Source organism: Stutzerimonas stutzeri (genome assembly GCF_018138085.1).
Taxonomy (GTDB): domain Bacteria; phylum Pseudomonadota; class Gammaproteobacteria; order Pseudomonadales; family Pseudomonadaceae; genus Stutzerimonas; species Stutzerimonas stutzeri_AI.
This window is the reverse complement of the sequence record NZ_CP073105.1, coordinates 2,603,540-2,629,506: the sequence shown is the minus strand read 5'-3', so window position 1 is coordinate 2,629,506 and position 25,967 is coordinate 2,603,540. Positions and strand designations below refer to the sequence as shown.

Below are 25,967 nucleotides of genomic sequence, written 5' to 3'. Positions count from 1 at the left end.
TTGCGCCCTTCAGCCGCAGGGAGGTGCCTGACATGATCGAGCTGTTGCCCTTTGCCCTGTTCGCCTTCGTGGCGTCCATCACGCCGGGGCCGACCAACGTGCTGGTACTCAGCCACAGCGTGCGCTTCGGGCTGCTCGGCGCCTTGCCGATCGTGCTCGGCGGCTGTGCCGGTGCCGCCCTGATGGTGCTGACGGTAGGGCTCGGCGTAGGCGATGCCATGGCCACGCACAGCCTGCTACAGACGCTGATGAAAGGAGGCGGCATCCTGTGGCTGAGTTACCTGGCCTGGCAGATCTATTCGACGCCTGAACTCGAGCACCGGCAGGACCAACCGATCGGGCCACGCCTCGGCTTTCTGGCTTCGGCAGGCTTGCAGCTGATCAATCCCAAGGCCTGGATGATGGCCGTTGCGGTGATCAGCGTGTTCGCCCGTCCCGGCGCCGAGCGCTGGCATGACGTAGTGCAACTATCGCTGGTGTTCTTTTGCATTTCCCTGCCGTGCCTGGCGGCATGGGCTTTGCTCGGGCGAGGTGCGGCGGCATTCCTGGCACCCAGAGCACGCCGGGTGATTTTCAATCGGAGCCTGGCGGCGCTGCTGTTGCTGTCTGCCGTGGCCTCGCTGCTGCCGTGACGTTGGCGTTTTTTGCCCTGGCGCCAGGCAGCCCTGGAACCGCCTGGACAAGCTAGGCGCGGCGTCGCTGTGCCATGGGTGCATGCTGCGCCATCAGTTCTGCGATCCAGTCGATGAACACACGCAGCTTGGCGCTGACATGCCGGTTTGGAGGAAACGCGATATACATCGGCATCGGATCGAGTTGCCAGTCTTCGAACAATGGGCGCAGCTCTCCGCGCTCCTGGGGCCCCTTGGCCATGTAGTCAGGCAGCCAGAGGATGCCCATTCCGGCCAGCCCCGCGGCGAGATAGGCGTTGCCGTCGTCTACCGACAGGATGTAGCGACCCATCACCTTGAGGGTCTCGTCTTCGCGATGCATGGCATAGGGAACGGTCTTGCCGGTACGTTCCCACAGAAAGCCGACGATGCGGTGATGCGTGTCCTGCAGGTCACGTGGGTGGGCAGGGGTGCCAGCACGTTCCAGGTAGCTCGGCGCGGCGTAGACGCCGAGCCGCAAGTCGCCGACATGCCGGGCCATCAGCGATAGGTCGGTGAGTTCGCCACCGCGTACGACACAATCCACGTTTTCGCCGATCAGGTCGACCGTGCGATCGCTCACGCCCATGTCCAGCTGGATGTCCGGATAACGCGCATGGAACTCCGGCAGCGCTGGCACCAGAATGAGCCGCGCAAGCGGGCTGGGCACATCCACTCGCAGCCGGCCCCTGGGCGATGCCGCCGCGCTGGACAGGCTGGTCTCGGCATCATCCAGATCGGCCAGCAGGCGTAGCACGCGTTCGTAGTAAGCGGTGCCGTCGGCCGTGACCTTGACCTTGCGCGTGGTGCGATTGAGCAACCTGACGCGCAACCGGGCCTCGAGTTGCTGCACCAGTTGCGTCACCGTGGTCTTGCTCATATGCAACGTCTCGGCTGCCTTGGTGAAGCTGCCGGTCTCGACCACCCGGGCGAACGCCCTCATCGCATCGAAACGATCCATCTCTGCTCTCTCTCCCAAAGATTGTTTGGATTTTACAAACAGTGATGGGTAGAAGCGCCAGTTTATCGCCAAGGCCCGCGCACCTAGATTGGGCTCATCATCAATCACCGGTCGGCGACGACCTGTAGCAGAGGAGCTATCCAATGACCCCACGCGACGTTGTTTTTCCAGCTGGCCGCCAGGCGCTCTACGAGCGCAATCGCTATTCGCCGGCGATCCGTTCCAACGGCCTTCTGTTCGTTTCGGGGCAGGTCGGCAGCCGCGAGGATGGTTCGCCTGAGCCCGATCTCGAAGCTCAGGTGCGACGCGCGTTCGACAACCTGAACGCCATCTTGCGGGCGGCTGACTGCACCTTCGATGACGTGCTGGATGTCAGCATCTTCATGGTCGATGCGCAGGCGACGTTCGAAACCGTCTGGAAGGTCGTCCCCGAGTACTGGGGGCAGGCACCGCACCCGACGCTGACCGCCGTCGGTGTCACCTGGCTGTATGGCTTCCAGTTCGAGATCAAGGTGATCGCGAAGCTGCCGGAGAAGGCCGAGGTCTGAACCCATCTCGCGCCGTCTGCAGGCGCTGCCGACACGGACGCCTTGCAGCAAGGCGCGAGGCCGTCGGCTGGTGGCGGCGCTGCCCGGGCCCTGATATGGCCCGGCGCTGGCGCCCGTCACGCTCGCCCGGTTGTCCAAAACATTCAGCCAGCTTGATGGCTTTTGCCATTGTTGCCGATGACACGCGACGCCACTATCGGGGCACCTCATAACAATAAATCCAGGAGCCAGCCATGCGCGATTACGTCACTGCGGCCAGCGAGTTCGACTACGACCAGACGGTGTCGGCCATTCTTTCGGGCGACTTGTCGGCGATGAATGCCTGCGTCGAGTGCTGCGACCGGCATGCCGCCTCGGATAAGGTCGCGCTCCGCTGGGAAGGTCGCGACGGGCAGCGGGCCGACTGGACCTTTGCACAGCTCAAGGCCGCTGCCGCGCGCTTTGCCAATCTTCTCGACAGCTATGGCATCAAACCGGGCGATACCGTCGCCGGACTGCTGCCGCGCACACCTGAGTTGCTCATCACCATCCTGGGCACCTGGCGCCTTGGCGCGATCTACCAGCCGCTGTTCACTGCATTCGGCCCGAAAGCAGTCGAGCACCGGATCAAGGAGTCCGGCGCGAAGATGGTCGTGACGGACGAGGCGAACGACAGCAAGCTGGACGCCATCGAGGCGGCGCCGCGACGGCTCGTCGTGGGCGCTGGAACGGATGACTTCTGGACCCAGCTCAATCGTCAGTCCGCCGATTTCGAGCCGGTTCTGCTCGATGGCGAGGCGCCTTTCCTGGCCATGTTCACCTCCGGCACCACCGGCCCTGCAAAGCAGTTGCACGTACCGCTCAAGGCCATCGTTGCCTTCGTCATGTATATGCGCGATGCGGTCGATCTGCGGCCGGAGGATCAGTTCTGGAACATCGCCGACCCGGGCTGGGCGTATGGCTTGTACTACGCCGTCACCGGGCCGCTGGCGATGGGCCACAGTACGTTATTCTACGAAGGCGGCTTCACGGTCGAAAGCACCTGTCGCGTGATAAGCGAATACGGCATCAACAATATGGCCGGCTCGCCGACCGCATTCCGCATGCTGCTTGCCGCCCGAGCCGAGGTAGAAGGCAAGCTCAAGGGGCAGTTGCGTGCCGTCAGCAGCGCCGGTGAGCCTCTCACGCCGGAAGTGATTCGCTGGTTCAGGAGCGGCCTTGGCTGCACCATCCATGATCACTATGGCCAGACCGAGCTGGGGATGGTGCTGTGCAATCACCACGCCCTGAGCCATGCGGTGAATATCGGCACTGCCGGCTATGCCATGCCAGGGCACCGGGTCGTGGTGCTGGACGAGCAGCAGCGGGAGTTGGAGCCCGGCACGCCCGGCATGCTGGCGCTGGATCGCAAGCGCTCGCCGCTGCTCTGGTTCGCCGGCTATGTAGGCGCGAAAGCCAAGGCGTTCGTGGGTGACTACTACCTCAGCGGCGATACCGTTGAGTTGAATCCCGATGGCAGCATCAGCTTCGTCGGCCGCGCCGACGACGTGATAACCACCTCCGGCTACCGTGTCGGCCCTTTCGACGTCGAGAGTGCCTTGGTCGAGCATCCCGCGGTGATCGAGGCGGCGGTGATCGGCAAACCGGACCCGGAGCGCACCGAGCTGGTGAAGGCGTTCGTGGTGCTGCATGCCAGTCACCCTGCTAACGCGGCGCTGGCCGAGCAGTTGCAGCAGCACGTTCGCCAACGACTGTCGGCGCATGCCTATCCCCGCGAGATCGAATTCGTCACGGAGCTGCCCAAGACCCCGAGCGGCAAGATCCAGCGCTTCCTGCTGCGCGACCGGGAAAAGACCGCCCAGCCAACGGCGGTGCCCGGCTGATATCGGACTCGGGTCGCGCAGACTCAGGCAGTCGGACCCTGAGCACCGCACTCCCGTGCATCACGCGTCGACGCAGGCATCGGGACGACTGGCAACAGGCGTCCGAGCAAGGAATCAACCGGTGAACATCGAAACCGAAGATCGCTATCTGGCCACCGAATACGGTGAGGTATTCACGCGTCGCTGGCGGGCGAACGCGGAGCAGGTCCCCATCATCCTGTTGCATGACTCGCTCGGCTGCGTCGAATTGTGGCGCGACTTCCCCGAGCGGCTCGCGGCTGCCACCCGGCGCGACGTCATCGCGTATGACCGGCTGGGCTTCGGCCGTTCTGCGGTGCATCCGGGAGGTTGGTCGACGCGGTTCATCGGCGATGAAGCCGCAAGATACTTCCCGCTGGTGTGCCGGGGCCTGGGCGTCGAAGACTTCATCGTCTTCGGCCACAGCGTGGGCGGGGCCATGGCTGCCAGCGTGGCGGCGCATTACCCGGGTCGTTGTCGGGCATTGGTCACCGAGTCGGCCATGGCTTTCGTCGAAGACCGCACGCTGCAGGGCATTCGCGAAGCCCGGGCGCTGTTCGCCGAACCGGGGCAGATGGACAGGTTGCGTCCGTACCATGGCGACAAGGCCGAGTGGGTGCTCGCGGCCTGGGTCGACACCTGGCTGTCCGACGCCCATGCGCATTGGACGCTGGCCGACAGCGCGCCGCTCATCCAATGCCCGCTGCTGGCCATCCACGGTCGGGAAGACGAGTACGGCACCGCCGCGCACCCGCAGCGTATCGTCGAACTTAGCGCAGGCAGCGCGCAGATGGTGCTGTTCGACGGCTGCCGCCATCTCCCGCATCGCGAGCAGCCCGATGCCGTTATCGACGTTGTTGCCACCTTCCTTCAGGCTGTGCATCGCTGAAACCGCAGCTGGCGCCACTCGGGTTGCGCTTTTTGTATAAGCCCGCTCTCGGGGCGGAGCTGTTGCTTTCGAGCCGACCGCAAGCCCGCTTTCGCCGCGGGTCGCGCCTCTCGCGAAAAAGCGGGTCGGTGCACGCTGTGCCAATCGGGCGGCCGCGGCGGTACGCCTGTGGTCGGCGCGATGCAGCAGAGCTGCTCGAAGCGCGAGTCAACCTGACGCTTTGCTGGGCTGGGGCGCGGCATCTATGATGCGCCGCCGCTGTGCCCCGATATTCGCCTTGCACGGGAACCAAAGCCCAAGGATGGGTGGTCTTAGCGCCTAGACGCGCGGCGCCGACCGACCGCTTCGGCGTTTGCCTGCGACCACGGTTAAGCCAGAACCCACGTTTTCACCTTTAAAGGAACGACAGATGAGTCTCGATTCCCATGCAGGACGCCTTCCGGACGAACACACCCTGACCAACATTCCGCGGTTGATCTCGCGCTATTACAGCGAACGCCCCGATCCATCCGATCCGGCGCAGCAAGTGGCGTTCGGCACTTCCGGCCACCGCGGCTCGTCGCTGAAAAACAGCTTCAACGAGTGGCATATCCTGGCGACCACGCAGGCGATCTGCGACTACCGCCGCGAGCAGAGCATCGACGGTCCGATCTTCGTTGGCATGGACACCCATGCGTTATCCGAACCGGCGTTCGTTTCCGCCCTGGAGGTACTGGCGGCCAACGGCGTCGAGACACGCATCGACGCCGGCTGCAGCGAAACCAATGGCGAGCCCGGCTACACGCCGACGCCGGCCATCTCCAATGCCATCCTCGAGTACAACGCCGGTCGCAGCAGCGGCCTGGCTGACGGCATCGTCATCACCCCGTCGCACAACCCGCCCGCCGACGGCGGCTTTAAATACAACCCCACCAATGGCGGCCCGGCCGATACCGGTGTGACCAAGTGGATCCAGGATCGCGCCAACGCGCTGTTAATTGCCGGGCTGATCGGCGTGCAACGGGTGGATTACGCGCAGGCGCTCAAAGCACCGACGACGCAGCGCTTCGATTTCATCGAAAGCTACGTGGGCGGCCTGGAGCAGGTGATCGATCTGGAAGCGATCCGCAACAGCGGGCTGAAGTTCGGCGTCGATCCACTGGGCGGCGCTGGCGTGCACTACTGGACGCGTATCGCTGAGCGCTATCGTCTGCCGCTGGAAGTCCTCTCCACCCGCGTCGACCCGACGTTCCGCTTCATGCGCCTGGACTGGGATGGCAAGATTCGCATGGATTGCAGCTCTCCCCATGCCATGGCCGGCCTGATCGAAAACAAGGACCGCTTCGACGTCTCCTTTGCCTGCGACACCGACCATGACCGGCACGGCATCGTCGCGCGTTCGGTGGGGCTGCTGAACCCCAATCATTACCTGGCCGTCGCCATCGAATACCTGTTCACCCATCGCCCTGAGTGGAGCGCCACGGCGGGCATCGGCAAGACGTTGGTGTCCTCGTCGATGATCGACCGCGTCGCCAAGGGCATCGATCGCAAGGTGGTGGAGGTGCCGGTGGGCTTCAAGTGGTTCGTCGACGGCCTGATGGACGGCAGCCTGGGCTTTGGCGGTGAGGAATCCGCGGGCGCGTCTTTCCTGCGCAAGCAGGGCGACGCCTGGTCCACCGACAAGGATGGCCTGATCCTCGGCCTGCTCGCCGCTGAGATCACCGCGGTGACCGGCAAGGACCCGGGCGAGCGCTATCAGGCGCTGACCGACCGCTTCGGCGCTCCGGTGTATCAGCGCATCGACGCGCCGGCCAACCGGGAGCAGAAGGCCAAGCTGGGCAAGCTTTCGGCCTCGCAGGTCACCGCAGGCGAACTGGCCGGCCAGCGGATCACTCAGATCCTCACCGAGGCTCCGGGCAACGGCGCCGCCATCGGCGGGCTCAAGGTGGTCACCGACAACGGCTGGTTCGCCGCGCGGCCGTCCGGTACCGAGGATGTCTACAAGATTTACGCCGAGAGCTTCGAAGGCGAGGCGCACCTCCAGCGTATTCAGGACGAGGCCAAAGCGCTGGTCGATGCTGTACTCGCCGGCTAGTACCGACATGGTTCGCCGCGCAAGGGCGAACCGCGAAGGGCGCCCGCTCTTGATCGCACGGGTTACATAGATGCGTAACCCGTGTAAGTGGTGATTAAAACCGGTCGCTGGACGTTTAAAGCAGTCGCCAAAGATAAAATGCCAAGCTGGTTATTCCGGCTTGGCATTTATAAACGAACACTAATTAACTCATGCTCGCTTTCATTTAACGAAGCGTCTTCACAATCGGCTAGTTTCGTGTTTCGCCATAACCTTTCATAACATCGGCCATGTTGTCGTATTCCTGATCCGTCATTTTTTGCAGCACATCGATTACCGACGATTCGGCGCCATTTTGCTGTGCGTGCTTGACCAGTTGCTCTTTCCGCGCGGGATAGTCGATCCCTTTGAGAAACGTCGTGACGTTTGCGGATGACTCACCGCCAACACCTCGTGTCATAGGAGCCTCCTCTAAAAGAGAGGGCGAAAGCTCAGCCTTCGCCCTGGTTGCTGCACCAGACTCGATCAGCTGTTACGGCCACCGCCGTGGCTGTGCTCACCGCCTTTACGGCCGGCTTCAGACGCTTTTTCTCGGTCGTTGGCGAAGTTGCCGCCGCTGCTCTGGCCGCCTTTTTGGCCGGCTTCGGAAGCGCGTTCGCGGTCATTGGCGAAGTTGCCGCCGCTATTTTGGCCGCCTTTGCGACCGGCCTCGGAAGCGCGTTCCGGGTCGTTGGCAAAGTTGCCGCCACTGTTCTGTCCACCTTTACTGCCGATCTCTTGGTAGAACTCTTTGTCATGCGTTGCAGAGGTTGCTTCACCACCTTTGCGTCCCGCTTCGTTAACGCTCATGCCTTCTTTCTTGTCAGCCATGGAGATACTCCTTCTGTCTTGAAAGTCGATATTAACGAGACGACAAATAATGCGATCCGCTGCATTGCCCGTCGCCTAATTACTCAGAAAATAAGAGCCCATCAGAGTTCTAGCCACTTATCGATCGACGATGAGCGGTAGTTCAGATCCGACAACTAACCGGACGGCGCTAACCGTGGCGCCGATAACGAAAAAGCCCTGGCCCAACATACTTGGATGCCCGTCGCCGAAGCCGAGGGGGGCACAGCGCTGTCCAGCACGCAGGACATGGCTGTTCGTGAAGGTGTGTCGCGTGGTGAGCATGTCCAGAGGTGCGGACATGGCGAAGAGCGTATTGCTCTGGCCAATGCTGTCCTGGCAGCGACACGGGGCGCGCCCTGTGCAGGCGAGAGCGTATTTACCAATGCCCGATCCAGTCTGGCACGGCTTTCGCTGTGCTTGTCAGTGTCTCGCTTGCTGGCCGTCGCGGATCGAAGCGGGCTAGCGGTGCGTGCCGCGATCAGAACAATAAGGAATATCCATGAATGACTCACCTTCCAATGGCGTGACGCCAATACTCGCGTCGTCGAGCCCGGCCGCGGCTCCGCGCGGCACCGGTCCTGCGAGCCGCTATGCTGATGGTCAACCCGGCACCGTTCGTAGCGCTGGCCTGGTAGCCCTTCGTAGCCATCGGAGCCCGTCATGATTCTCAAAGGCAAGACCGCATTGATCACCGGCTCGACCAGTGGCATCGGCCTGGGTATCGCCTGCAAGCTGGCCGAGGCCGGCGCCAATGTGATGCTCAATGGATTCGGCGATGTGGACGCCGCGCTCGAGCGCGTCTCGGCACACGGCACGCGGGTGATGCATCACCCGGCAGACGTGTCCGATGCGGATCAGATCGCCGATCTGGTCGGCCAGACCGAGCGCGAGTTCGGCGCGGTCGATGTGTTGGTCAACAACGCCGGCATCCAGCACGTGGCGCCGATCGAGACCTTTCCGGTCGAGCGCTGGGACAGCATCATCGCGATCAATCTTTCCTCTGCGTTCCACACCATGCGCCTGGCCCTGCCCGGGATGCGTGAGCGCAACTGGGGGCGAATCATCAATGTCGCCTCGGTCCATGGCTTGGTGGCCTCGGCGCAGAAAGCCGCCTATGTGGCGGCCAAGCATGGCCTGGTGGGCCTGACCAAGACCGTTGCGCTGGAAACCGCCACCACGGGTGTGACCTGCAATGCGCTCTGTCCCGGCTGGGTGCTGACGCCGCTGGTGCAGCAGCAGATCGACAGCAAGGCCCAGACTCACGGCGACCCGATCCGCGCGACCCGTGAACTGCTGATGGAAAAGCAACCGTCGCTGGATTTCGTCACGCCGGAACAGCTGGGCGAACTGGCGGTGTTCCTGTGCAGCGATGCCGCGCGTCAGGTCCGTGGCGTTGCCTGGAACGTCGACGGCGGCTGGCTGGCGCAGTAGCGACGGAGCGCGGGGTGGGCGAAGCGGGGTTACGCTTCGGCTCGCTCCGGGGCGCAGCGTTGAAATTGCCAGCGATAAGGCGGACGGAGAGGCTCGAGCGCTGCCACCGGCTGCGCGAGCCACAAGACCTTTCGCAGCGGGCGCGTTATCGCTCGCTCAGCCCGTGCAGTTGCAGCTTGGAATACAAACTGGCGCGGGAGATGCCCAGCTCGGTTGCAGCACGGCGGCGGTTGCCTTTGCAAGCGAGCAGGGCGGTTTGCAAGGCGCGGCGCTCGGCCTGGGCGATGCTCTCGGCCAAGCGCTGCAACGGCGCGTCGGCTTGCGCTGCGGGCTCCGCGAAGGTCGGTTCAGGTTGCACGATGGCGGCCTGTGGTGGGGCGACGTTCTGCGTACCCAGCAGTGGCAGGAAATGCCGCGCCTCCAATGGCGTTCCATCTGCGCTCAGCTGTGCTCGTTCAAGCAGGTTGCCCAGCTCGCGAACATTGCCCCGCCACGGCTGGCTGCAGAGCAATGCAATCGCGCTTGGCGCCAGCTCCATCGGCGCCTGGCCGGACCGGTTGGCGATGTCGTCGAGCAGGTGCTCGATCACGGCCGGAATGTCGGCGGCGCGCTCGCGCAGCGGCGGGACCTGCAATGCCAGCACGTTGAGCCGGTAGTAGAGGTCGTCGCGAAACTCGCCGGCAGCGACCTTGGCTTCCAGGTCGATATGCGTGGCGGCGATGACCCGTACATTGAGCGGTTTGACCTGGTTGGAGCCCAGCGGCTCGATTTCCTGCTCCTGCAACACCCGCAACAGCTTGGCCTGCAAGGCCAGGGGTAGGTCGCCGATCTCGTCGAGGAACAGGGTGCCGCCATTGGCCACTTCGAACTTGCCGATGCGCGCCTTGCGATCGGCGCCGGTAAAGGCGCCTGGGGCTGTGCCGAAGAGCTCGGCTTCGACCAGGGTTTCCGGTATCGCCGCCACGTTGACTGCCACGAAGGGGCCATTGGCGCGCGGTGACAGGTTGTGGATGCCCTGGGCCAGCAGCTCCTTGCCGGTGCCGGTTTCGCCGCGGATCAGCACCGTGGCATCCAGCTGCGCGGCGCGCCGGGCCTGGCGCTTCACTTCGCTGGCGGCCGGGCTGGTGCCGATGAAGCCGGCGATGGTGTAGCGCGCCCGGCGGGCCTTGGCCAGCTCGTTCTGGGTGGCGACCAGCTGGGTCTGCAGGATGTTGAACTTGGACATCAGTGGCTTGAGGTGCTGCGCACGGTCGAACAGCACGAAGCCCAGGGCACCGACGAGGGTGCCGTCTTCGTCACGCAGTGGAATACGCGTTACCACGAAGTGCTCGTCGCCGAACGCCATGAGGTCGAGCATGCTCGGCAGGCCGCTGTCGACCACTTCGCGCAGGCGGCTGGCCGGCAGCACTTCCTCGACCTCCTTGCCGAGTACGCCGCGGGGGTCGCTGATGCCGATCTTCTCGGCGTACTTGTCGTTGATCCAGACGATGCGCGCCTGTCGATTGACCGCGATGGTGCCTTCGCACTGCGCGTTGAGATGGTCGAACAGCAGCGGCATCGCCACGGCGCGAAAACGTTCGGGCGAGACGCCGATCACCAAGCCATCATGGTCTAGGTCGTTGCGTGCAATTGCCATGGAAAAGCTCAGTCATGTTGAGATCGCCAGATTATGGGAGGCGCCGGCTGCTCGGAGCAAGGCAGCCGGTACGCCGCGCAAAGGCTGAAATAGGCCTGTAAAGCTGGCCTTTACTGGGCATACACCTCATTCGGCAGCCAGGTCGCCAGCGGCGCGAAGAAGAACACCAGCGCCAGCCCCAGCAGTTGAATCAGGATGTAGGGCAACACGCCCAGGTAAACGTCGCGCGTGGTCACTTCCGGCGGGCAGACGCCCTTGATGTAGAACAGCGCGAAGCCCACCGGCGGGGTCAGGAAGGAGGTCTGCAGGCAGAGCGCGAAGAGAATCGCGAACCACAGCGGATCGACGCCCATGGAGAACAGCACCGGCGCGACCAGCGGCAGGATGATCAGCGTGATCTCCACCCAGTCCAGGAAGAACCCCAGCAGAAAGGTAATGAACAGCACGGTCAGCAGCACGCCGGTCTGGCCAAAGGGCAGGCCGGTCAGCGCCGAACGGATCACGTCATCACCACCCAGGCCGCGCAGCACGGCGGCGAATACCGTGGCGCCGATGAAGATGCCGAAGATAAACGCCGAGGTGCGGCTGGTCTGGTACAGCGCTTCCTTGAGAACCGCGAGGTTCAGCTTGCGGCTGCAGGCGGCCATGATCACCGCGCCAACGGCGCCGACCGCCGAGGCTTCGGTAGTAGTGGCGATGCCGAAGAAGATCGAGCCAAGCACCGCGAGGATCAGTACGAAGGGCGGCACCACGGCCCAGAACACATCGAGCAGCGCACGTCCGTCGAGCTTCGAGCGGTTGGCCGGCGCGGGGGCGAAGTCCTTCTTCAGCCAGGACACCACGACGATGTAGAGGATGTACATCAATGCCAGCAACATGCCGGGGATCAACGCGCCCATGAACAGCTTGCCCACCGAGGCCTCGGACGTACCCAGGCGGTCGGCCATCAACACCAGCATGATGCTCGGCGGAATCAGGATGCCCAGGGTGCCGACCGAACAGGCAGTGCCGACGGCCAGGCTCTTGTTGTACTTGGCTTGCAGCATCGGGCCGATGGAGAGCATGCCGAGCAGCGCCACCGAAGCGCCGACGATGCCGGTGGAAGCCGCGAGCAGGATGCCCACCAGCACCACGGTCACTGCGTAGCCGCCGCGCAGCGGACCAAGTACCCGCACCAGGCTGTGCATCAGCCGCTCGGCGATGCCGGAGCGGTCGAGCATGATGCCCATGAAAATGAACAGCGGCAGCGCGACCATCAGTTCGTTGGCGACGATGCCGTAGATGCGCGCATCCAGCACGCCGATGGTGCCGTCCCAGGTGAACCAGAGATCGGCGTCGAAATATTCGACCAGTACATGGCCGAACACGGCGAACAGCAGTCCGATGCCAGCCAGCGACCAGGCCACCGGGAAGCCGAGCAGCAACAGGCCCATGAAGGTGGCGAACATGCTGATGACGAGAATTTGTTCCAGACCCATGATTACGGCTACTCCATCAGGGCTGCGAATGGCCGCGGTCGCGGTCATGCGTCGGGGCCGTGAAGACCCGCGGAAAATTGAACAACAGCGTGCTGCAACGACTGGCGCGTGAGAGCAGGGCCAGCGCCAACAGCGTCAGGCCGAGCGGCAACACACTCTTGAAGATGAAGCGGTGCGGCAGGCCACTGGGTGCCTGGGAGCGCTCGTCGTATATGAAGGCCTGGTAGGCGAAGGGCACCAGCGCATCGACCATCATCACCACCACTGGCAAGGCCAGGAAGACGATTGCCAGGAGCTCGATGACGGCCTGGCTGCGCAGGCTGAACTTCTCTCGCAGCACATCGACGCGTACGTGATCGTCGCGCACTACCGCGTAGGCCAGGGCGAGCATCAGGGCGGCGCCGAACAGGTGCCAGGACAGTTCTTCCAGGGCGATGGAGCCGCGCGACAGCACGAAGCGGCTGAACACGTTGGTCAACACCACAGCCAGTACCAGCAGCCATATCCAGGCGCTGGCTTCGCCGATCGCGACCAGGGCCTTGTCCAGCCAGTAGGACAATCGATTGTGCGGCAGTGCATCCGCTTGGGCGGCGGGCACTGCTTCGTTAGGGGAAACGGGATGAGCGGACACGGCCACCTCGGAGATCCGAAATTGGAAAATACATGCACGGCCTGATCGGGCGGCCAGTGCTCCGGAAGGCGGGGCGGGCTCGTGTGGGCGGGCAAGCGCAGCGAAACCGCCGCTGCGCATCCTGTCCGATCATTCGAACCTGGGGGAGACCCGCCCAGGGGCACCGGCTTGACGCTGCGGTCAGTCGTACTTGTAGAAATCGCGCGGCAGGTAGCCTTTGCTGTGCCAGATGGAATGATGCTTCATGAAGTCGCGCTGGCTGGTCAGGACGCGGTTGAACATCTCATCCTTGGCGGCGATTTCGTCCAGCACTTCGTTGGTCACGCGCTCCAGTTCACGCAGCACCGGCTCCGGCAAAACCTGCGCCTTCACGCCCTGCTTCTCGTAGTCACGCAAGGCGGTCGGCTGCGCCCACTCGCTTTCGGCGAAGCTTTTGAGCGTCGCCGATTCGCAACCCATCTCGATTAGCGCGCGGCTTTGCGGCTCCAGCTTGTCCCAGACGCCCTTGTTGACCAGCAGGTGCGAGGTGGTCAGCGTCTGATGCCAGCCCGGCATGATGTAGTTCTTGATGATCTGGTCCAGGCCCAGCATCTTGTCGATCGCCGGCTGGGAGAACTCGGTGGCGTCGATGGTCTTGCGCTCCAGCGCCTGGTAGATCTCGCCGCCCGGAATCATGGTGACCGAAGCGCCGAGCTTTTCCAGCACCTTGCCGCCAATGCCGGCAAAGCGGATGCGCAGGCCGTCGAAGTCTTCCAGCTTCTCGACCGGTTTGGCGAACCAGCCGGCGCCTTCCGGGCCGATGATGCTGCACAGCATCGGGTGGATGTTGCGTTCGGCGTAGATTTCCTCGAGCAGCTTCTTGCCGTCGCCCTCGTAGTACCAGGCGAGGTACGCCGGCGGCTCCATGTTGAAGGGTGCGCCCGAGTACAGCGGCAACGCCGGGATGGTGCCCTGGTCGTAGCCGATCCAGGTGTAGCCGGCCGGATACTTGCCGTTGCTGACCGCATCCATGATTTCGAACGGCGGCACCAGCTCACCGGGTTCGTAGTAGCGCAGCTGGATGTCGCCGCCGGAAATGGCCTTGAGCGATTCGGACAGATGCTTGATGGGAGTGGTCAGGCCGATCAGGTGCGACGGGAAGGCCAGCGGAACCTGCCAGCGGATCTTTTCGGCGGCGGTGGCATTGGCGCTCACCAGTGTCGCGCTGAGCAGTGCGGTGGTGCCGATGGCGCAGGCGAGGCGGGAAAGCTTCTTGGTGATCGACATTACAGATTCCTTTTTTGTTGTTTTGGTATGCAGCCCGGTCTAGCCGGGACGCGGAACGAGCCGCCGCAGCGTTCTCGTTCCGGTGATCTGGCGCGTTGCGGATATTACCTAGCAGTTTTTGTGCCTGGGTTCGTGAAGCTGCTGTATGCCCCGTTCTAGAGGCTTTTTGGCCGCAGAAAGGTGATCGGTTATCCAGAAAAATGGACATATGAAGGGAGCGAGGTTGTGATCGTCCAGAAATATGGAAATGTGTCCTTATTTCCAGACATACGGGCAGCTTCGTCGCGGGGCGAAGCCTGGGCATCGTTTTCCAGAGCACCTCTGCTTAGTGGTTTCGCCGGTGGTGGCACGCTCCGTTCATGCTGCGGTCAGAACTGGGGATACCAATCCGAATAGGAGGATGCATGTCGATCGAGGCGGACTTTGCGTTGCTCGAATCTCTATTGCTGGCCCGTGGGCCAGGCGGTCAGGAGGAAGAGGTGCGGGCGGTGTGTCGCCGCGAGCTCGAAGCGAGCTGCGATGAGGTATGGATGGATGCTGCTGACAATCTGGTGGGGGTGATCCGGGCTGCCGGCGTGTCACGCGAAACCGCCCAGTCGCGTGCCATTCGTGTCATGGCGCATCAGGACGAGATCGCCATGGTCGTGAAGCGCATCGCTGAGGACGGCCGCCTGCATGTGGTCGCGTTGGGTGGGGCATTCCCGGTCAACTTCGGCATGTGCCCGGTCGATGTGATGGGCGAGACGGATGTACTGCCCGGCGTTTTGTCGTTCGGCACGATGCACGGCACCTCGGAATCGCCCCAGTCGGCGCATATTCTCGGTGGCAACGTGCAGTGGGCCGATGTCCATGTGATTACCCGTCGCACCCAGGCTGAGCTGGTCGAGATGGGCGTTCGGCCCGGCTCGCGTGTGGTGCTGAGCCAGCACTGGCGACGGCCGTTTCGGGTGAACGATGCCATCGCTGCGCATTTTCTCGACGACCGTGCGCCGGTAGTCGCTGCATTGCGCGCGGCCGAACAGCTCGCTCAGCGCAAAAGCGATCTCAAGCAGGATGTGTATATCGTCCTGACCACCAATGAGGAAGAGACCAACTCGGGCGCCCAGTACGCGGCGAGAACCCTGCCGGGTGACGTTTGCATCGCGTTGGAAGTGGGGCCCATCGCCGAGGAGTACGGGACTCGGCTGTGCGCCGATCCGATCATCCTCACCGGCGACGAGAAAGGGTTGTACACCAAGGCGATTTCGGACGATTTGCTGGCGGCTGCCATTCGCTGTGGCTATACACCGCAACCCGCGCTCATGCCTGGATTCGCCTCCGATGCAAGCGCAGTGCTCGGCTCCGGGGCATCGCCGCGTGCCGGATGCCTGGCGATGCCGACCGAAAACACCCATGGCTACGAGCTGATCACCCGGGATGCAATGCAGGCCTGTACGCGTACGCTGGTGGCCTACCTGCTGGATATCGGTGCGCCCTGACGGAAAGCACCGGCATCGTTAGCCGCTGCATGGCGAGCGAATGGGACGCGGCGTTTCGCTTCAGTGACTGTGTGGATTGGTAGAGGCCCGGCAGTGGGCTACGCCTGCCCTACGGAAGGTGCTTGCAGCCAACATCCGTTGGGGCCTGGATCGTCCCGCGTGCGCGCTGCCGAAACGTCTCGTTGTGTGGGCCGGGCGGCGTGCCGCTTCAGCCCACCAGCGTTTACGATCCGCGGAAAGCAGACGGATTGCGCCGCTGCCGCTCGGGGCTTCAGCTGGCCGCCTTGTCCACGGTCGCTTTCAGCGCGGTCAGGCAGCGTTCCTCGGCGGTGTCCAGCTCCAACTGCATCTGCTGGATGTCGAGCAGTTGCTGTTCGAGCTGCTGACGACGCTCGGCGATCATGCCGAGCATGATGTTCAGCTGCTTCTGGTTGCCGGCCTTGGGGTCATAGAGTTCGATCAGCGTTTTGCACTCGGCGAGGGAAAAGCCGATGCGCTTGCCGCGCAGGATCAGCTTTAGCGCAACGCGATCCTTGGGGCTGTAGATACGCTCCTGGCCGCGCCGGGTCGGCGAGAGCATGCCTTGCTCTTCATAGAAGCGGATCGCTCGGGTGGTGATGTCGAGCTCGTTGGCCAAATCGGAAATGCTGTAAGTCTGCTTTGCCATGAAAATATCCAGTCTTGCCTGTCCACCCGCGGCTCGCGACGAGCCGGGCGCGTTTCGCCACTGCTGCGATGTTGCTTCGGTCCAAGGCTACACGCTGCGCTGGCCCGATGCCCAGTGGCTTCTGGCCAGCGTCGTGCTTCAGCGTCGAATCGTGCAGCCAGTCGCTTCCTGGATCTGCTCGAAGCTTACGCCATCAGCCAGCTCGACCAGTTTCAGCCCCTGCTCGGTGACATCCAGCACGCCGAGGTCGGTGATGATGCGGTCCACCACACCGACGCCGGTCAGCGGAAGATCACACTGCCTGATGATCTTGTGCGCACCCTTGGCGGTATGCTCCATCAGCACCACGACGCGCTTGACGCCCGCCACCAGATCCATCGCGCCGCCCATGCCCTTGACCATCTTGCCGGGGATCATCCAGTTCGCCAGGTCGCCTTTCTCGGACACCTGCATGGCGCCGAGAATCGCCAGGTTGATATGGCCGCCGCGGATCATGCCGAAGCTCATGGCGTTGTCGAAGAAGGCGCTGCCGGGCAGGGCGGTGACGGTCTGCTTGCCGGCGTTGATCAGGTCCGGGTCGACCTCGTCCTCGGTGGGGAAGGGGCCGATACCGAGCAGGCCGTTCTCGCTCTGCAGCCAGACGTCCATGCCTTCGGGAATGTAGTTGGCGACTAGGGTCGGCAGCCCGATACCGAGATTGACGTAGAAACCGTCCTGCAACTCTTGCGCGGCGCGCTGCGCCATCTGTTCACGTGTCCAGGCCATGATCAGCTCCTCACCGTACGTTTTTCGATGCGCTTCTCGGCGTTCGGGTTGTGGATGATGCGCTGCACGTAGATCCCCGGGAGGTGGATCTGGTCGGGGTCCAGTTCGCCGGTTTCCACCAGATGATCGACCTCCACCACGCAGACCTTGCCGGCCATGGCGGCCAGTGGGTTGAAGTTGCGCGCGGTCTTGTTGAACACCAGATTGCCCGCCTTGTCGGCTTTGTATGCCTTGACCAGCGCGATGTCGGCGGTCAGTGACTCTTCCATCACGTACCACTCGCCGTTGAACTGACGGGTTTCCTTGCCCTCGGCGATCAAGGTGCCGTAGCCGGTGCGGGTGAAGAACGCAGGAATGCCGGAGCCGCCGGCGCGCAGCTTCTCGGCCAGGGTGCCTTGGGGTGTGAATTCGAGTTCCAGCTCGCCCGCCAGGTACTGGCGCTCGAACTCCTTGTTCTCGCCTACGTAGGACGAGATCATCTTGCGCACCTGGCGCGACTCGAGCAGCAGGCCGAGCCCGAAGCCGTCCACGCCGGCGTTGTTGCTGATGACCGTGAGGTTCTTCCTGCCGGTGTCGCGCAGCGCCTCGATCAGTGCCTCGGGAATGCCGCACAGGCCGAAGCCGCCGACGGCGAGGGTCATGCCGTTCTCGACCAGGCCGTCGAGCGCCTGCTTGGCGTTGGGATAGATCTTGTTCATATAGACCTCTCTTGTTGTTCTGACCTGGCGCCGAATGTCACAGGTGCCACTTTTGTGGGAGGCCCGACCTCGCGCCGAAGCTTTTCTTCAGCAGGCGGACCTGCGATCCGCATCGCCGCGAGGGCGCGCCTCCCACCGAAATACGGCGTCAGCTGCCACTGCGAGCCCGGGCGACGCGAGACCCGTTGGGCCGACCGAGCACATCACTGATGCGTTGCCCGGCGGCGATCAGCCCATCGAGGTCAACGCCGGTATCGATACCCAGGCCGTTCAGCATATAGAGCACGTCTTCACTGGCGACGTTGCCGCTGGCACCCTTGGCGTAGGGGCAACCACCGAGCCCGGCCACCGAACTGTCGAAGGTGCAAAGGCCTTCCTGCAGGCTTGCGTAGATGTTCGCCAGCGCCTGGCCATAGGTGTCGTGAAAATGCCCGGCCAGCTTGTCGCGCGGCACCTCGCGGCTGACCGCTTCGATCAGCTGGCGGGTCTTGCCCGGCGTCCCGGTGCCGATGGTGTCGCCCAGGGAGACCTCGTAGCAGCCCATGGCGAACAGCTCGCGGGCGACATGGGCGACGCGCTTCGGGTCGATTTCCCCTTCGTACGGGCAGCCCAGCACGCAGGACACATAGCCGCGCACCTGGATGCCATGCTCGCGCGCGGCCGCCATCAGCGGCGCGAAGCGTGCCAGGCTCTCCTCGATGGAGCAGTTGATGTTCTTCTGCGAGAAGGCTTCGGAGGCGGCACCGAACACCGCGACCTCGCTGACGCCGGCTTCGATGGCCGCTTCAAGGCCCTTGAGATTCGGCGTCAGCGCCGCGTAGGTCACGCCCGGCTTCTGCCGGATCTGCGCGAACACCTCGGCCGACCCTGCCATCTGCGGCACCCACTTGGGTGAGACGAAGCTGCCGACTTCGATGTAGCGAAGTCCGGCCGCGGTAAGGTCATCGACCAGGCGCACTTTATCCGCCACGCTGATCGGCTGCTTCTCGTTCTGCAGGCCGTCGCGCGGTCCGACTTCGACCAGACGGACCTGTTTGGGCAGGCTCATATGTCCTCCAGGAGGTGAGTGCGATTGTGCGGGCTCACCGGTTTCGTTGTGTCATCCGAGGCCGCATCGGCTGCGGTGGAAAAGCCTGCGGCGTTTGCGTTCGTGCGCAGGGTGGAAAACGGCGAACCCTGTCCGACCCTGGCCATCGTCAAGCCTCTTCCATCTCCAGCAGCACCGTGCCTTCGTTGACCATCTCGCCTTCGGCGCAGAACAGGCCTTTGACCACGCCGGCCTGTTGCGCGCGGATGCTGTGTTCCATTTTCATGGCCTCGAGCACAACCAGTGTGGCACCGGCTTCGACGCTTTGCCCGGGCTCGACCAGTACCCGCACGATGCTGCCGTTCATTGGGGCGGTCAGCCCGCCGTGGTGCTGGTGGCTGGCTTCGACTTCAGCGATGGGGTCGAGGGCCGTCACCGCCTGCAATTCTCCGTTCCATTCAAGGTAAAGGGTCTCGCCCTTGCGAATCGCCTTTGGCCGACGCATCGCCTGACCCGTGGTGGCAGGCTGGGTTGCGCTGGCCGCATCGATGCGCACCAGCCGGTTTTCCCCGTTGCATTGCAGATGTACGCCGGTCCGCGCCGGCATGCCGAAACGCAAGCCGTCGCGCCGTGCCCAGGGCGAATGGGCGTCGTCATTGCGGACCCTGGCGGGTTCGGTTTGTGCGTAAAGCTCGCCCGCCAGTTGCCAGAACGCATCGCCCAGCTCGCCGGGTGTACGCATCAGTTCGGCTTCGTGACGGGGAATGAACCCGGTGTCCAGCTCGGCCGCGGCGAAGGCGGGATGGCCGATGACGCGGCGCAGAAACGCCAGGTTGGTGCGCACGCCGCCGACGCAGGTTTCCTCCAGCATCGCCAGCAGACGCAGGCGCGCTTCCTCGCGGTTCTCGCCCCAGGCGATCAGCTTGCCGAGCATCGGGTCGTAGAAGGGGGACACCGTGTCGCCTTCGGCGACGCCACTGTCGACGCGACGGCCGGGGCCAGCGGTGGATTTGCGGTACAGGTCCAACGTCCCGGTAGCCGGGAGAAAGTCGTTGTCCGGGTCCTCGGCATACAGCCGCACTTCGATGGCATGACCAATGAGCGGCACCTGCTCTTGAGTGATCGGCAGCGGCTCGCCCCGGGCGACGCGGATCTGCCAGGCGACCAGGTCCAGGCCGGTAATGGCCTCGGTCACCGGGTGCTCGACCTGCAGACGGGTATTCATCTCCATGAAGAAGAATTCGCCGCGCGCGTCGAGCAGGAACTCGACCGTGCCGGCGCCGACGTAGCCGATGGCTTGCGCCGCCTTCACCGCCGCCTCGCCCATGGCGCGTCGCAGCTCGGGGGGGAGTCCCGGCGCCGGCGCTTCCTCGACGACCTTCTGATGCCGGCGCTGAATCGAGCAGTCTCGTTCATTGAGGTACAGGCAGTTGCCGTGCTGATCGGCAAACACCTGGATCTCCACGTGGCGTGGTTTGAGCACGTATTTTTCGACAAGCATGCGCGAGTCACCGAACGACGACTGCGCCTCGCGCTGGGCCGATTGCAGCGCCTCGGCGAGGTCTGCTTCGCGCTCGACCACCTTCATGCCCTTGCCGCCACCACCGGCGGTGGCTTTGAGAAGGACCGGGTAGCCGATCTTCTCGGCAGCGACGCGGAAGGTCTCCACGTCCTGCGCTTCGCCGTGGTAACCGGGCACCAGCGGCACGCCGGCTTTTTCCATCAGCGCCTTGGCGGCGGATTTACTGCCCATGGCGTCGATGGCCGAGGCGGGCGGGCCGAGGAAGATCAGGCCGGCATCCTCGATGGCACGGGCGAAGTCGGCGTTCTCGGAAAGGAAGCCATAGCCCGGGTGGATCGCCTGGGCGCCGCTGGCCCTGGCGGCAGCGATCAGCTTGTCGATCCGCAGATAGCTCTCGGCCGGCTTGGCGCCGCCGAGGTCGATACGAATATCGGCCTCGCGGGCGTGGCGGGCGTCACGGTCGATCGCGCTGTGCACGGCAACGGTGGTCAGGCCCATGGCCTTGGCGGTACGCATCACGCGGCAAGCAATCTCACCGCGGTTGGCGACCAGGAGGGTAGTGATCATTGTTGTGGCTCCTGCGTGGCCTTGAGGTCGTTTCCCCTCACCCTAACCCTCTCCCCGGAGGGGCGAGGGGATGACGGTGTGAGGCGAAGAAATGGTGTGGTTTGGTAGCGGGCTGCGCGCCTGGCCAGGTGAAATACCGTAACGGTGGTCAGGCCCGCGGCCTTGGCGGTGCGCATCACGCGGCAGGCGGTCTCGCCGCGGTTGGCGACCAGGAGATGCGTAATCATTGCTGTGGCTCCTGCGCGGTCTGGAGGTCGTTTCCCCTCACCCTAACCCTCTCCCCGGAGGGGCGAGGGGATGACGGAGTGAGGCGAAGAAATGGTGTGGTTTGGTAGCCGGTCGCTCGCCTGGTTGATGTGGCAGAACGAGCATCGTTGCCATCGCTGCGGTAGGCGCGATGACTTTTCCGAGCTGGTGGCGTAGCACCAGCGTCGCCGCGGGCCGGCATCGCGCTCCAAATTCCGCACGACTCAACCCCCTCGCCCCTATGGGGAGAGGGCTGGGGTGAGGGGGCGGTGTTCCAGGCGACTCGGAGCATCGAGCCTCTCCCAACCGCCCGGGACTGCGCTCTTCCAGAAAAAACTTCAGCCGAAAGACGCACCCGATGGCTTCTCCGGTGAATTGACGTAACACCAGCGTCGCCGCGGACCGGCGTCGCGACCCAGGCGGTGCACGACCCAACCCCCTCGCCCCTCTGGGGAGAGGGCTGGGGTGAGGGGGCAGTGTTCCAGGCCAGTTCGGTGGTCAAGCGTCCGACTACGCCAGCTTGTGTTTTATTCGAAAGGGCTTCAGCCAAGCGATGCGCACCACGGCTCGTCCGCTGTATCGGCAGCGCGCGAGCATTGCGACGAGCCGCCATCGCGCCGCACGACCCAACCCCCTCGCCCCCCTGGGGAGAGGGCTGGGGTGAGGGGGCGGAATCCCAGACAACCCGGAGCATCAAACCTCTCCCAACCAGCGCGGCTTGCGCTTCTCCAGAAAGGCGTTGAGCCCCTCCTGGCCTTCCGGGCTGACACGGATGCGGGCGATCGCATTTTCCGTATAGCGACGCAACGCGGGGCTGACCGATGCGCTGCTGGCTTCGCGCAGCAGATCCTTGCTGGCACGCATGGCCTGCGGGCTGTTGAGCATCAGGTTATCGAGCCAGCCGTGCAGGGCGTCGTCCAGTTCGGCGGCGGCATAGGTTTCCGAGAGCAGGCCCAGTTCGCGGGCGCGTTCGCCGCTGAAGCGTTCGCCGGTCATGGCGTAGCGCCGCGCGGCGCGCTCACCCATGGCCTTGACGACGAATGGACTGATCACGGCCGGCGCCAGGCCGATGCGCACCTCGGAGAGCGAGAACACCGCGTCGTGCGCGCCAATAGCCATGTCACAACAGGCGACCAGCCCGACCGCGCCACCGAACGCCGCGCCTTGCACCACGGCCAGCGTCGGCAGTTTGAGGTGGTAGAGGCTGTACATGAGTTCGGCCAGCTCACGGGCGTCATTAAGGTTGGCGTTGAAATCCAGCTGCGCCGATTGCTGCATCCAGGCCAGGTCAGCGCCGGCACAGAAGTGCTTGCCGCGGCCGCGCAGCAGCAAGAAGCGCAAATTCTTGTTGGCCTGCACCTGGTCGATAGCCAGCACCAGCTCGCGAATCATCTCGGCATTGAAAGCGTTGTTCTTCTCCGGGCGATTGAGCCAGAGCGTGGCGAAGCCTTTCTCGGCATATTCGAGTTCGATGGTGTTAAAGGTCGACGAGCTCATAAATGGTTCCTGCAGACGAAGGCCTTCGGCCCTTGGCTAGAAGCTGGAGGCAGGACGTCCAGCCTCCAGCCTCTAGCGCGGTTATCGGTTTTTCCCTTACATCCGGAATACACCAAAGCGGGTCGGTTCGATCGGTGCGTTGAGACTCGCCGAGAGTGCCAGGCCCAGCACATCGCGCGTCTGCGCCGGATCAATCACACCGTCATCCCACAGCCGTGCACTGGAATAGTAGGGATGCCCCTGGCGCTCGTACTGCTCGAGGATCGGCTGCTTGAGCTGCTGCTCGTCTTGATCGGAAAACTGCTGGCCGCTGCGCTCGGCCTGTTCACGTTTGACCTGCACCAGTACGCCGGCCGCCTGCTCGCCGCCCATCACGCCGATGCGCGCGTTGGGCCACATCCACAGGAAGCGCGGATCATAGGCGCGACCGCACATGCCGTAGTTGCCGGCGCCGAAGCTGCCGCCAATGACCACGGTGAATTTCGGTACCTGGGCGCAGGCCACCGCGGTGACCAGCTTGGCGCCGTGTTTGGCGATGCCCCCGGTCTCGTATTTCTGCCCGACCATGAAGCCGGTGATGTTCTGCAGAAACAGCAGCGGGATTCCGCGCTGGCAGGCCAGTTCGATGAAGTGCGCGCCTTTTTGCGCGGCTTCGGCGAAGAGGATGCCGTTATTCGCCAGGATGGCGATCGGATAGCCGTGCAGATGGGCGAAGCCGCAGACCAGCGTGGTACCGAACAGGGCCTTGAATTCGTCGAATTCGCTGCCGTCCACCAGGCGTGCGATGACTTCGCGCACGTCGTAGGGCTGCTTGGCCTGGGCGGGAATCACCCCGTACAGCTCCTCGGGCGGGTACAGCGGTGCGCGGGGTTCCCGGGCCTGCAGATGGCCGAGCTTCTGCCAGTTCAGGTTGGCGACGCAGCGACGGGCGATGGCCAGCGCATGTTCGTCGCTTTCGGCGTAGTGGTCGGCAACCCCGGAAATCTTGCAGTGCACGTCGGCACCGCCCAGGTCCTCGGCGGTGACCACTTCGCCAGTGGCCGCCTTTACCAGCGGCGGGCCGGCCAGAAAGATGGTCGCCTGATTGCGCACCATGATGGTCTCGTCCGCCATCGCCGGTACGTAGGCGCCGCCGGCGGTGCACGAGCCCATGACCACTGCGATCTGCGCGATCCCCATGGCGCTCATGTTGGCCTGGTTGAAGAAGATGCGGCCGAAGTGTTCGCGGTCCGGAAAGACTTCGTCCTGGCGCGGCAGGTTGGCGCCGCCTGAGTCGACCAGGTAGATGCACGGCAGCCGGTTCTGCTGAGCGATGGCCTGGGCGCGCAGGTGTTTTTTCACGGTGAGCGGGTAGTAACTGCCGCCTTTCACGGTGGCGTCGTTGGCGATGATCATGCATTCGACGCCTTCGACCCGGCCGATGCCTGCAACCACGCCGGCGGCGGCGACGTCCTCGCCGTACACCTCGTAGGCGGCCAGAGGCGCGACTTCGAGAAATGCCGAGCCCGGGTCGAGCAGGGCGTCGATGCGATCACGCACCAGCAATTTGCCGCGCGACACATGGCGCTGCTGGGCTTTCTCGCCGCCGCCTTCGCTGACCTTGGCGAGCAGCGCGCGAAGAGTTTCCACCTGCCCGAACATCGCGTCGCGGTTAGCGGCGAATTCGGGCGAGCGGGTGTTGATTTGGGTGTTCAGGATGGCCATGACGAACTCCGTTCGGGCTACAGGCTTCAAGCCACAGGCTGCAGGCCGGTTGCCTGGAGCTTGCAGCCTGCAGCCGCTTTTATTTCGTTTCGTTGAACAACTCACGCCCGATCAGCATCCGGCGGATCTCGCTGGTCCCGGCGCCAATCTCGTAGAGCTTGGCGTCGCGCAGCAGCCGGCCGGTGGGGAATTCGTTGATGTAGCCGTTGCCACCGAGAATCTGGATCGCCTGCAGCGCCATCTGTGTTGCCGCTTCGGCGGTGTAGAGGATTACGCCAGCGGCATCCTTGCGGGTGGTTTCGGCGCGGTCGCAGGCCTGGGCGACCGTATACAGATAGGCGCGGCTGGCGTTGAGCTGGGTGTACATGTCGGCGACCTTGCCCTGAATGAACTGGAACTCGCCGATGCTCTGGCCGAACTGCTTGCGGTCGTGGATGTAGGGCACCACCACGTCCAGGCAGGCCTGCATGATCCCGACCGGGCCGCCAGCGAGCACCACGCGTTCGTAGTCCAGCCCGCTCATCAGCACCTTGACGCCGCCGTTCTCGACGCCCAGTACGTTCTCTTCTGGTACCTCGACGTCGTCGAAGAACAGCTCGCAGGTGTTGGAGCCGCGCATGCCGAGCTTGTCGAACTTGTTGCCACGGCTGAAACCCTTCCAATCGCGCTCGACGATGAAGGCGGTGATGCCATGGGCGCCCTTGTCCAGGTCGGTCTTGGCGTAGATCACGTAGGTATTGGCGTCCGGGCCGTTGGTGATCCAGGTCTTGCTGCCGTTGAGCACGAAGCGATCGCCCTTGCGGTCGGCGCGCAGCTTCATCGACACGACGTCGGAGCCAGCATTGGGCTCGCTCATGGCCAGCGCGCCGACGTGTTCACCGGAGACCAGCATGGGCAGGTATTTCGCCTTCTGCTCCGGCGTGCCGTTGCGGTTTATCTGATTGACGCACAGGTTCGAATGCGCGCCGTAGGACAGCCCCACCGAGGCCGAGCCGCGGCTGATTTCTTCGAGCGCGACGACGTGGGCCAGGTAGCCCATGCCGGCGCCGCCGTATTCCTCGTCTATGGTGATACCGAGCAGGCCCATGTCGCCGAACTTGCGCCACATGTCGCTGGGAAAGAGGTTGTCGCGGTCGATGGCTTCGGCGCGGGGCGCCAGTTCGTCGGCCACGAAACCGCGCACCTGGTCGCGGAGCATGTCGACGGTTTCACCGAGGGCGAAGTTGAGGCCGGAGTAGTTCATGTGCCACCTGTTCGATTTTGTCGTTGTTCTGGTTCGACTGCCGGCCGCCGTGAAACGTTGAATCGGCGTGTCCTGCAACCTGTTCGATACCGCGTCCCGACAGCAACTTCAGGCGAAGGGTGCGGTGGGTTGTCACGCTGTAACCTTTACGTTAACGTAATCCCAGCCCGGAGCAGCTGTCAACACATCGGCAGGCCCCGGACCGCAAGGCCTCATAACAAACATAAGACCGAGGATTT

22 protein-coding genes and 1 pseudogene are annotated in these 25,967 nt (G+C 63.8%); 7 read left to right on the top strand and 16 right to left on the bottom strand.

Translation table 11 applies throughout. The features are described from left to right. Positions 1 to 32: 32 nt before the first annotated feature. Positions 33 to 632: a LysE family translocator gene (locus KCX70_RS12065; protein WP_212617692.1), complete on the top strand. Its 600-nt coding sequence runs from the start codon at positions 33 to 35 to the stop codon at positions 630 to 632. Positions 633 to 684: 52 nt separating this feature from the next. On the opposite strand, the gene KCX70_RS12060 is transcribed toward KCX70_RS12065, so the two are convergent. Continuing rightward, on the bottom strand, positions 685 to 1,611 hold the full coding sequence (locus tag KCX70_RS12060; protein ID WP_212617691.1) for a LysR family transcriptional regulator: 927 nt from the start codon (positions 1,609 to 1,611) through the stop codon (positions 685 to 687). Positions 1,612 to 1,754: 143 nt separating this feature from the next. Here KCX70_RS12060 and KCX70_RS12055 point away from each other — a divergent pair, with 143 nt between their 5' ends. From KCX70_RS12055 to pgm, 4 genes are all read left to right on the top strand, one after another. Then, on the top strand, positions 1,755 to 2,159 hold the full coding sequence (locus KCX70_RS12055) for a RidA family protein (protein ID WP_212617690.1): 405 nt from the start codon (positions 1,755 to 1,757) through the stop codon (positions 2,157 to 2,159). Between the two features lie 233 nt (positions 2,160 to 2,392). Next, on the top strand, positions 2,393 to 4,021 hold the full coding sequence (locus KCX70_RS12050) for an AMP-binding protein (RefSeq protein WP_212617689.1): 1,629 nt from the start codon (positions 2,393 to 2,395) through the stop codon (positions 4,019 to 4,021). Positions 4,022 to 4,142: 121 nt separating this feature from the next. Then, positions 4,143 to 4,928: an alpha/beta fold hydrolase gene (locus KCX70_RS12045; protein ID WP_212620412.1), complete on the top strand. Its 786-nt coding sequence runs from the start codon at positions 4,143 to 4,145 to the stop codon at positions 4,926 to 4,928. A 409-nt stretch (positions 4,929 to 5,337) separates the two neighbouring features. Beyond that, positions 5,338 to 7,002: a phosphoglucomutase (alpha-D-glucose-1,6-bisphosphate-dependent) gene (gene pgm / locus KCX70_RS12040; RefSeq protein WP_212617688.1), complete on the top strand. Its 1,665-nt coding sequence runs from the start codon at positions 5,338 to 5,340 to the stop codon at positions 7,000 to 7,002. 229 nt (positions 7,003 to 7,231) lie between these two features. On the opposite strand, the gene KCX70_RS12035 is transcribed toward pgm, so the two are convergent. Both KCX70_RS12035 and KCX70_RS12030 read right to left on the bottom strand, forming a co-directional pair. Then, complete coding sequence (locus KCX70_RS12035) at positions 7,232 to 7,441, bottom strand: DUF2795 domain-containing protein (RefSeq protein WP_212617687.1); 210 nt, start codon at positions 7,439 to 7,441, stop codon at positions 7,232 to 7,234. Positions 7,442 to 7,506: 65 nt separating this feature from the next. Next, positions 7,507 to 7,851 (bottom strand): general stress protein, encoded by a 345-nt coding sequence (locus KCX70_RS12030; protein WP_102850484.1) that lies wholly within the window; start codon positions 7,849 to 7,851, stop codon positions 7,507 to 7,509. 681 nt (positions 7,852 to 8,532) lie between these two features. Here KCX70_RS12030 and KCX70_RS12025 point away from each other — a divergent pair. Beyond that, a complete protein-coding gene (locus tag KCX70_RS12025; protein WP_212617686.1) occupies positions 8,533 to 9,303 on the top strand; it encodes a 3-hydroxybutyrate dehydrogenase in 771 nt (256 codons plus the stop codon). A gap of 145 nt (positions 9,304 to 9,448) precedes the next feature. Here KCX70_RS12025 and KCX70_RS12020 read toward each other — a convergent pair whose 3' ends face one another. The 4 genes from KCX70_RS12020 to KCX70_RS12005 all read right to left on the bottom strand — a co-directional run bounded on the left by KCX70_RS12020 (position 9,449) and on the right by KCX70_RS12005 (position 14,314). Further along, positions 9,449 to 10,939, bottom strand: coding sequence for a sigma-54 interaction domain-containing protein (locus KCX70_RS12020; protein ID WP_021209288.1), 1,491 nt, complete (start codon positions 10,937 to 10,939; stop codon positions 9,449 to 9,451). A 110-nt stretch (positions 10,940 to 11,049) separates the two neighbouring features. Next, positions 11,050 to 12,417 carry a TRAP transporter large permease gene (locus KCX70_RS12015; RefSeq protein ID WP_021209289.1) on the bottom strand — a complete coding sequence of 456 codons (1,368 nt, stop codon included), beginning with the start codon at positions 12,415 to 12,417 and terminating at the stop codon, positions 11,050 to 11,052. A 16-nt stretch (positions 12,418 to 12,433) separates the two neighbouring features. Next, entirely contained in the window at positions 12,434 to 13,048 is a 615-nt protein-coding gene (locus KCX70_RS12010; protein ID WP_249121635.1) for a TRAP transporter small permease subunit, read from the bottom strand. Between the two features lie 180 nt (positions 13,049 to 13,228). After that, positions 13,229 to 14,314, bottom strand: a complete 1,086-nt coding sequence (locus KCX70_RS12005) for a TRAP transporter substrate-binding protein (RefSeq protein WP_212617685.1) — start codon at positions 14,312 to 14,314, stop codon at positions 13,229 to 13,231. 404 nt (positions 14,315 to 14,718) lie between these two features. Here KCX70_RS12005 and KCX70_RS12000 point away from each other — a divergent pair, with 404 nt between their 5' ends. Next, the gene (locus KCX70_RS12000; RefSeq protein ID WP_212617684.1) at positions 14,719 to 15,792 is read left to right on the top strand and encodes a M20/M25/M40 family metallo-hydrolase; all 1,074 of its coding nucleotides are present in this window, start codon (positions 14,719 to 14,721) and stop codon (positions 15,790 to 15,792) included. Between the two features lie 271 nt (positions 15,793 to 16,063). On the opposite strand, the gene KCX70_RS11995 is transcribed toward KCX70_RS12000, so the two are convergent. The 9 genes and pseudogenes from KCX70_RS11995 to KCX70_RS11955 all read right to left on the bottom strand — a co-directional run bounded on the left by KCX70_RS11995 (position 16,064) and on the right by KCX70_RS11955 (position 25,728). Next, positions 16,064 to 16,459, bottom strand: a complete 396-nt coding sequence (locus KCX70_RS11995; protein ID WP_021209293.1) for a MerR family transcriptional regulator — start codon at positions 16,457 to 16,459, stop codon at positions 16,064 to 16,066. Positions 16,460 to 16,597: 138 nt separating this feature from the next. Beyond that, positions 16,598 to 17,224 carry a CoA transferase subunit B gene (locus tag KCX70_RS11990; protein ID WP_212617683.1) on the bottom strand — a complete coding sequence of 209 codons (627 nt, stop codon included), beginning with the start codon at positions 17,222 to 17,224 and terminating at the stop codon, positions 16,598 to 16,600. A 2-nt stretch (positions 17,225 to 17,226) separates the two neighbouring features. Next, positions 17,227 to 17,922, bottom strand: coding sequence for a CoA transferase subunit A (locus KCX70_RS11985; RefSeq protein WP_212617682.1), 696 nt, complete (start codon positions 17,920 to 17,922; stop codon positions 17,227 to 17,229). Between the two features lie 148 nt (positions 17,923 to 18,070). Further along, positions 18,071 to 18,970: a hydroxymethylglutaryl-CoA lyase gene (locus KCX70_RS11980; RefSeq protein WP_021209296.1), complete on the bottom strand. Its 900-nt coding sequence runs from the start codon at positions 18,968 to 18,970 to the stop codon at positions 18,071 to 18,073. A gap of 148 nt (positions 18,971 to 19,118) precedes the next feature. Continuing rightward, positions 19,119 to 21,038, bottom strand: a complete 1,920-nt coding sequence (locus KCX70_RS11975; protein ID WP_212617681.1) for an acetyl/propionyl/methylcrotonyl-CoA carboxylase subunit alpha — start codon at positions 21,036 to 21,038, stop codon at positions 19,119 to 19,121. A gap of 133 nt (positions 21,039 to 21,171) precedes the next feature. After that, positions 21,172 to 21,265: pseudogene (locus tag KCX70_RS23515) on the bottom strand (biotin carboxylase N-terminal domain-containing protein); the annotation flags it as partial. A 712-nt stretch (positions 21,266 to 21,977) separates the two neighbouring features. Then, positions 21,978 to 22,781, bottom strand: coding sequence for a gamma-carboxygeranoyl-CoA hydratase (locus KCX70_RS11965; protein ID WP_212617679.1), 804 nt, complete (start codon positions 22,779 to 22,781; stop codon positions 21,978 to 21,980). A 96-nt stretch (positions 22,782 to 22,877) separates the two neighbouring features. Beyond that, complete coding sequence (locus KCX70_RS11960; RefSeq protein WP_212617678.1) at positions 22,878 to 24,485, bottom strand: carboxyl transferase domain-containing protein; 1,608 nt, start codon at positions 24,483 to 24,485, stop codon at positions 22,878 to 22,880. Positions 24,486 to 24,564: 79 nt separating this feature from the next. After that, the gene (locus tag KCX70_RS11955; protein WP_212617677.1) at positions 24,565 to 25,728 is read right to left on the bottom strand and encodes an isovaleryl-CoA dehydrogenase; all 1,164 of its coding nucleotides are present in this window, start codon (positions 25,726 to 25,728) and stop codon (positions 24,565 to 24,567) included. Positions 25,729 to 25,967: the final 239 nt, after the last annotated feature.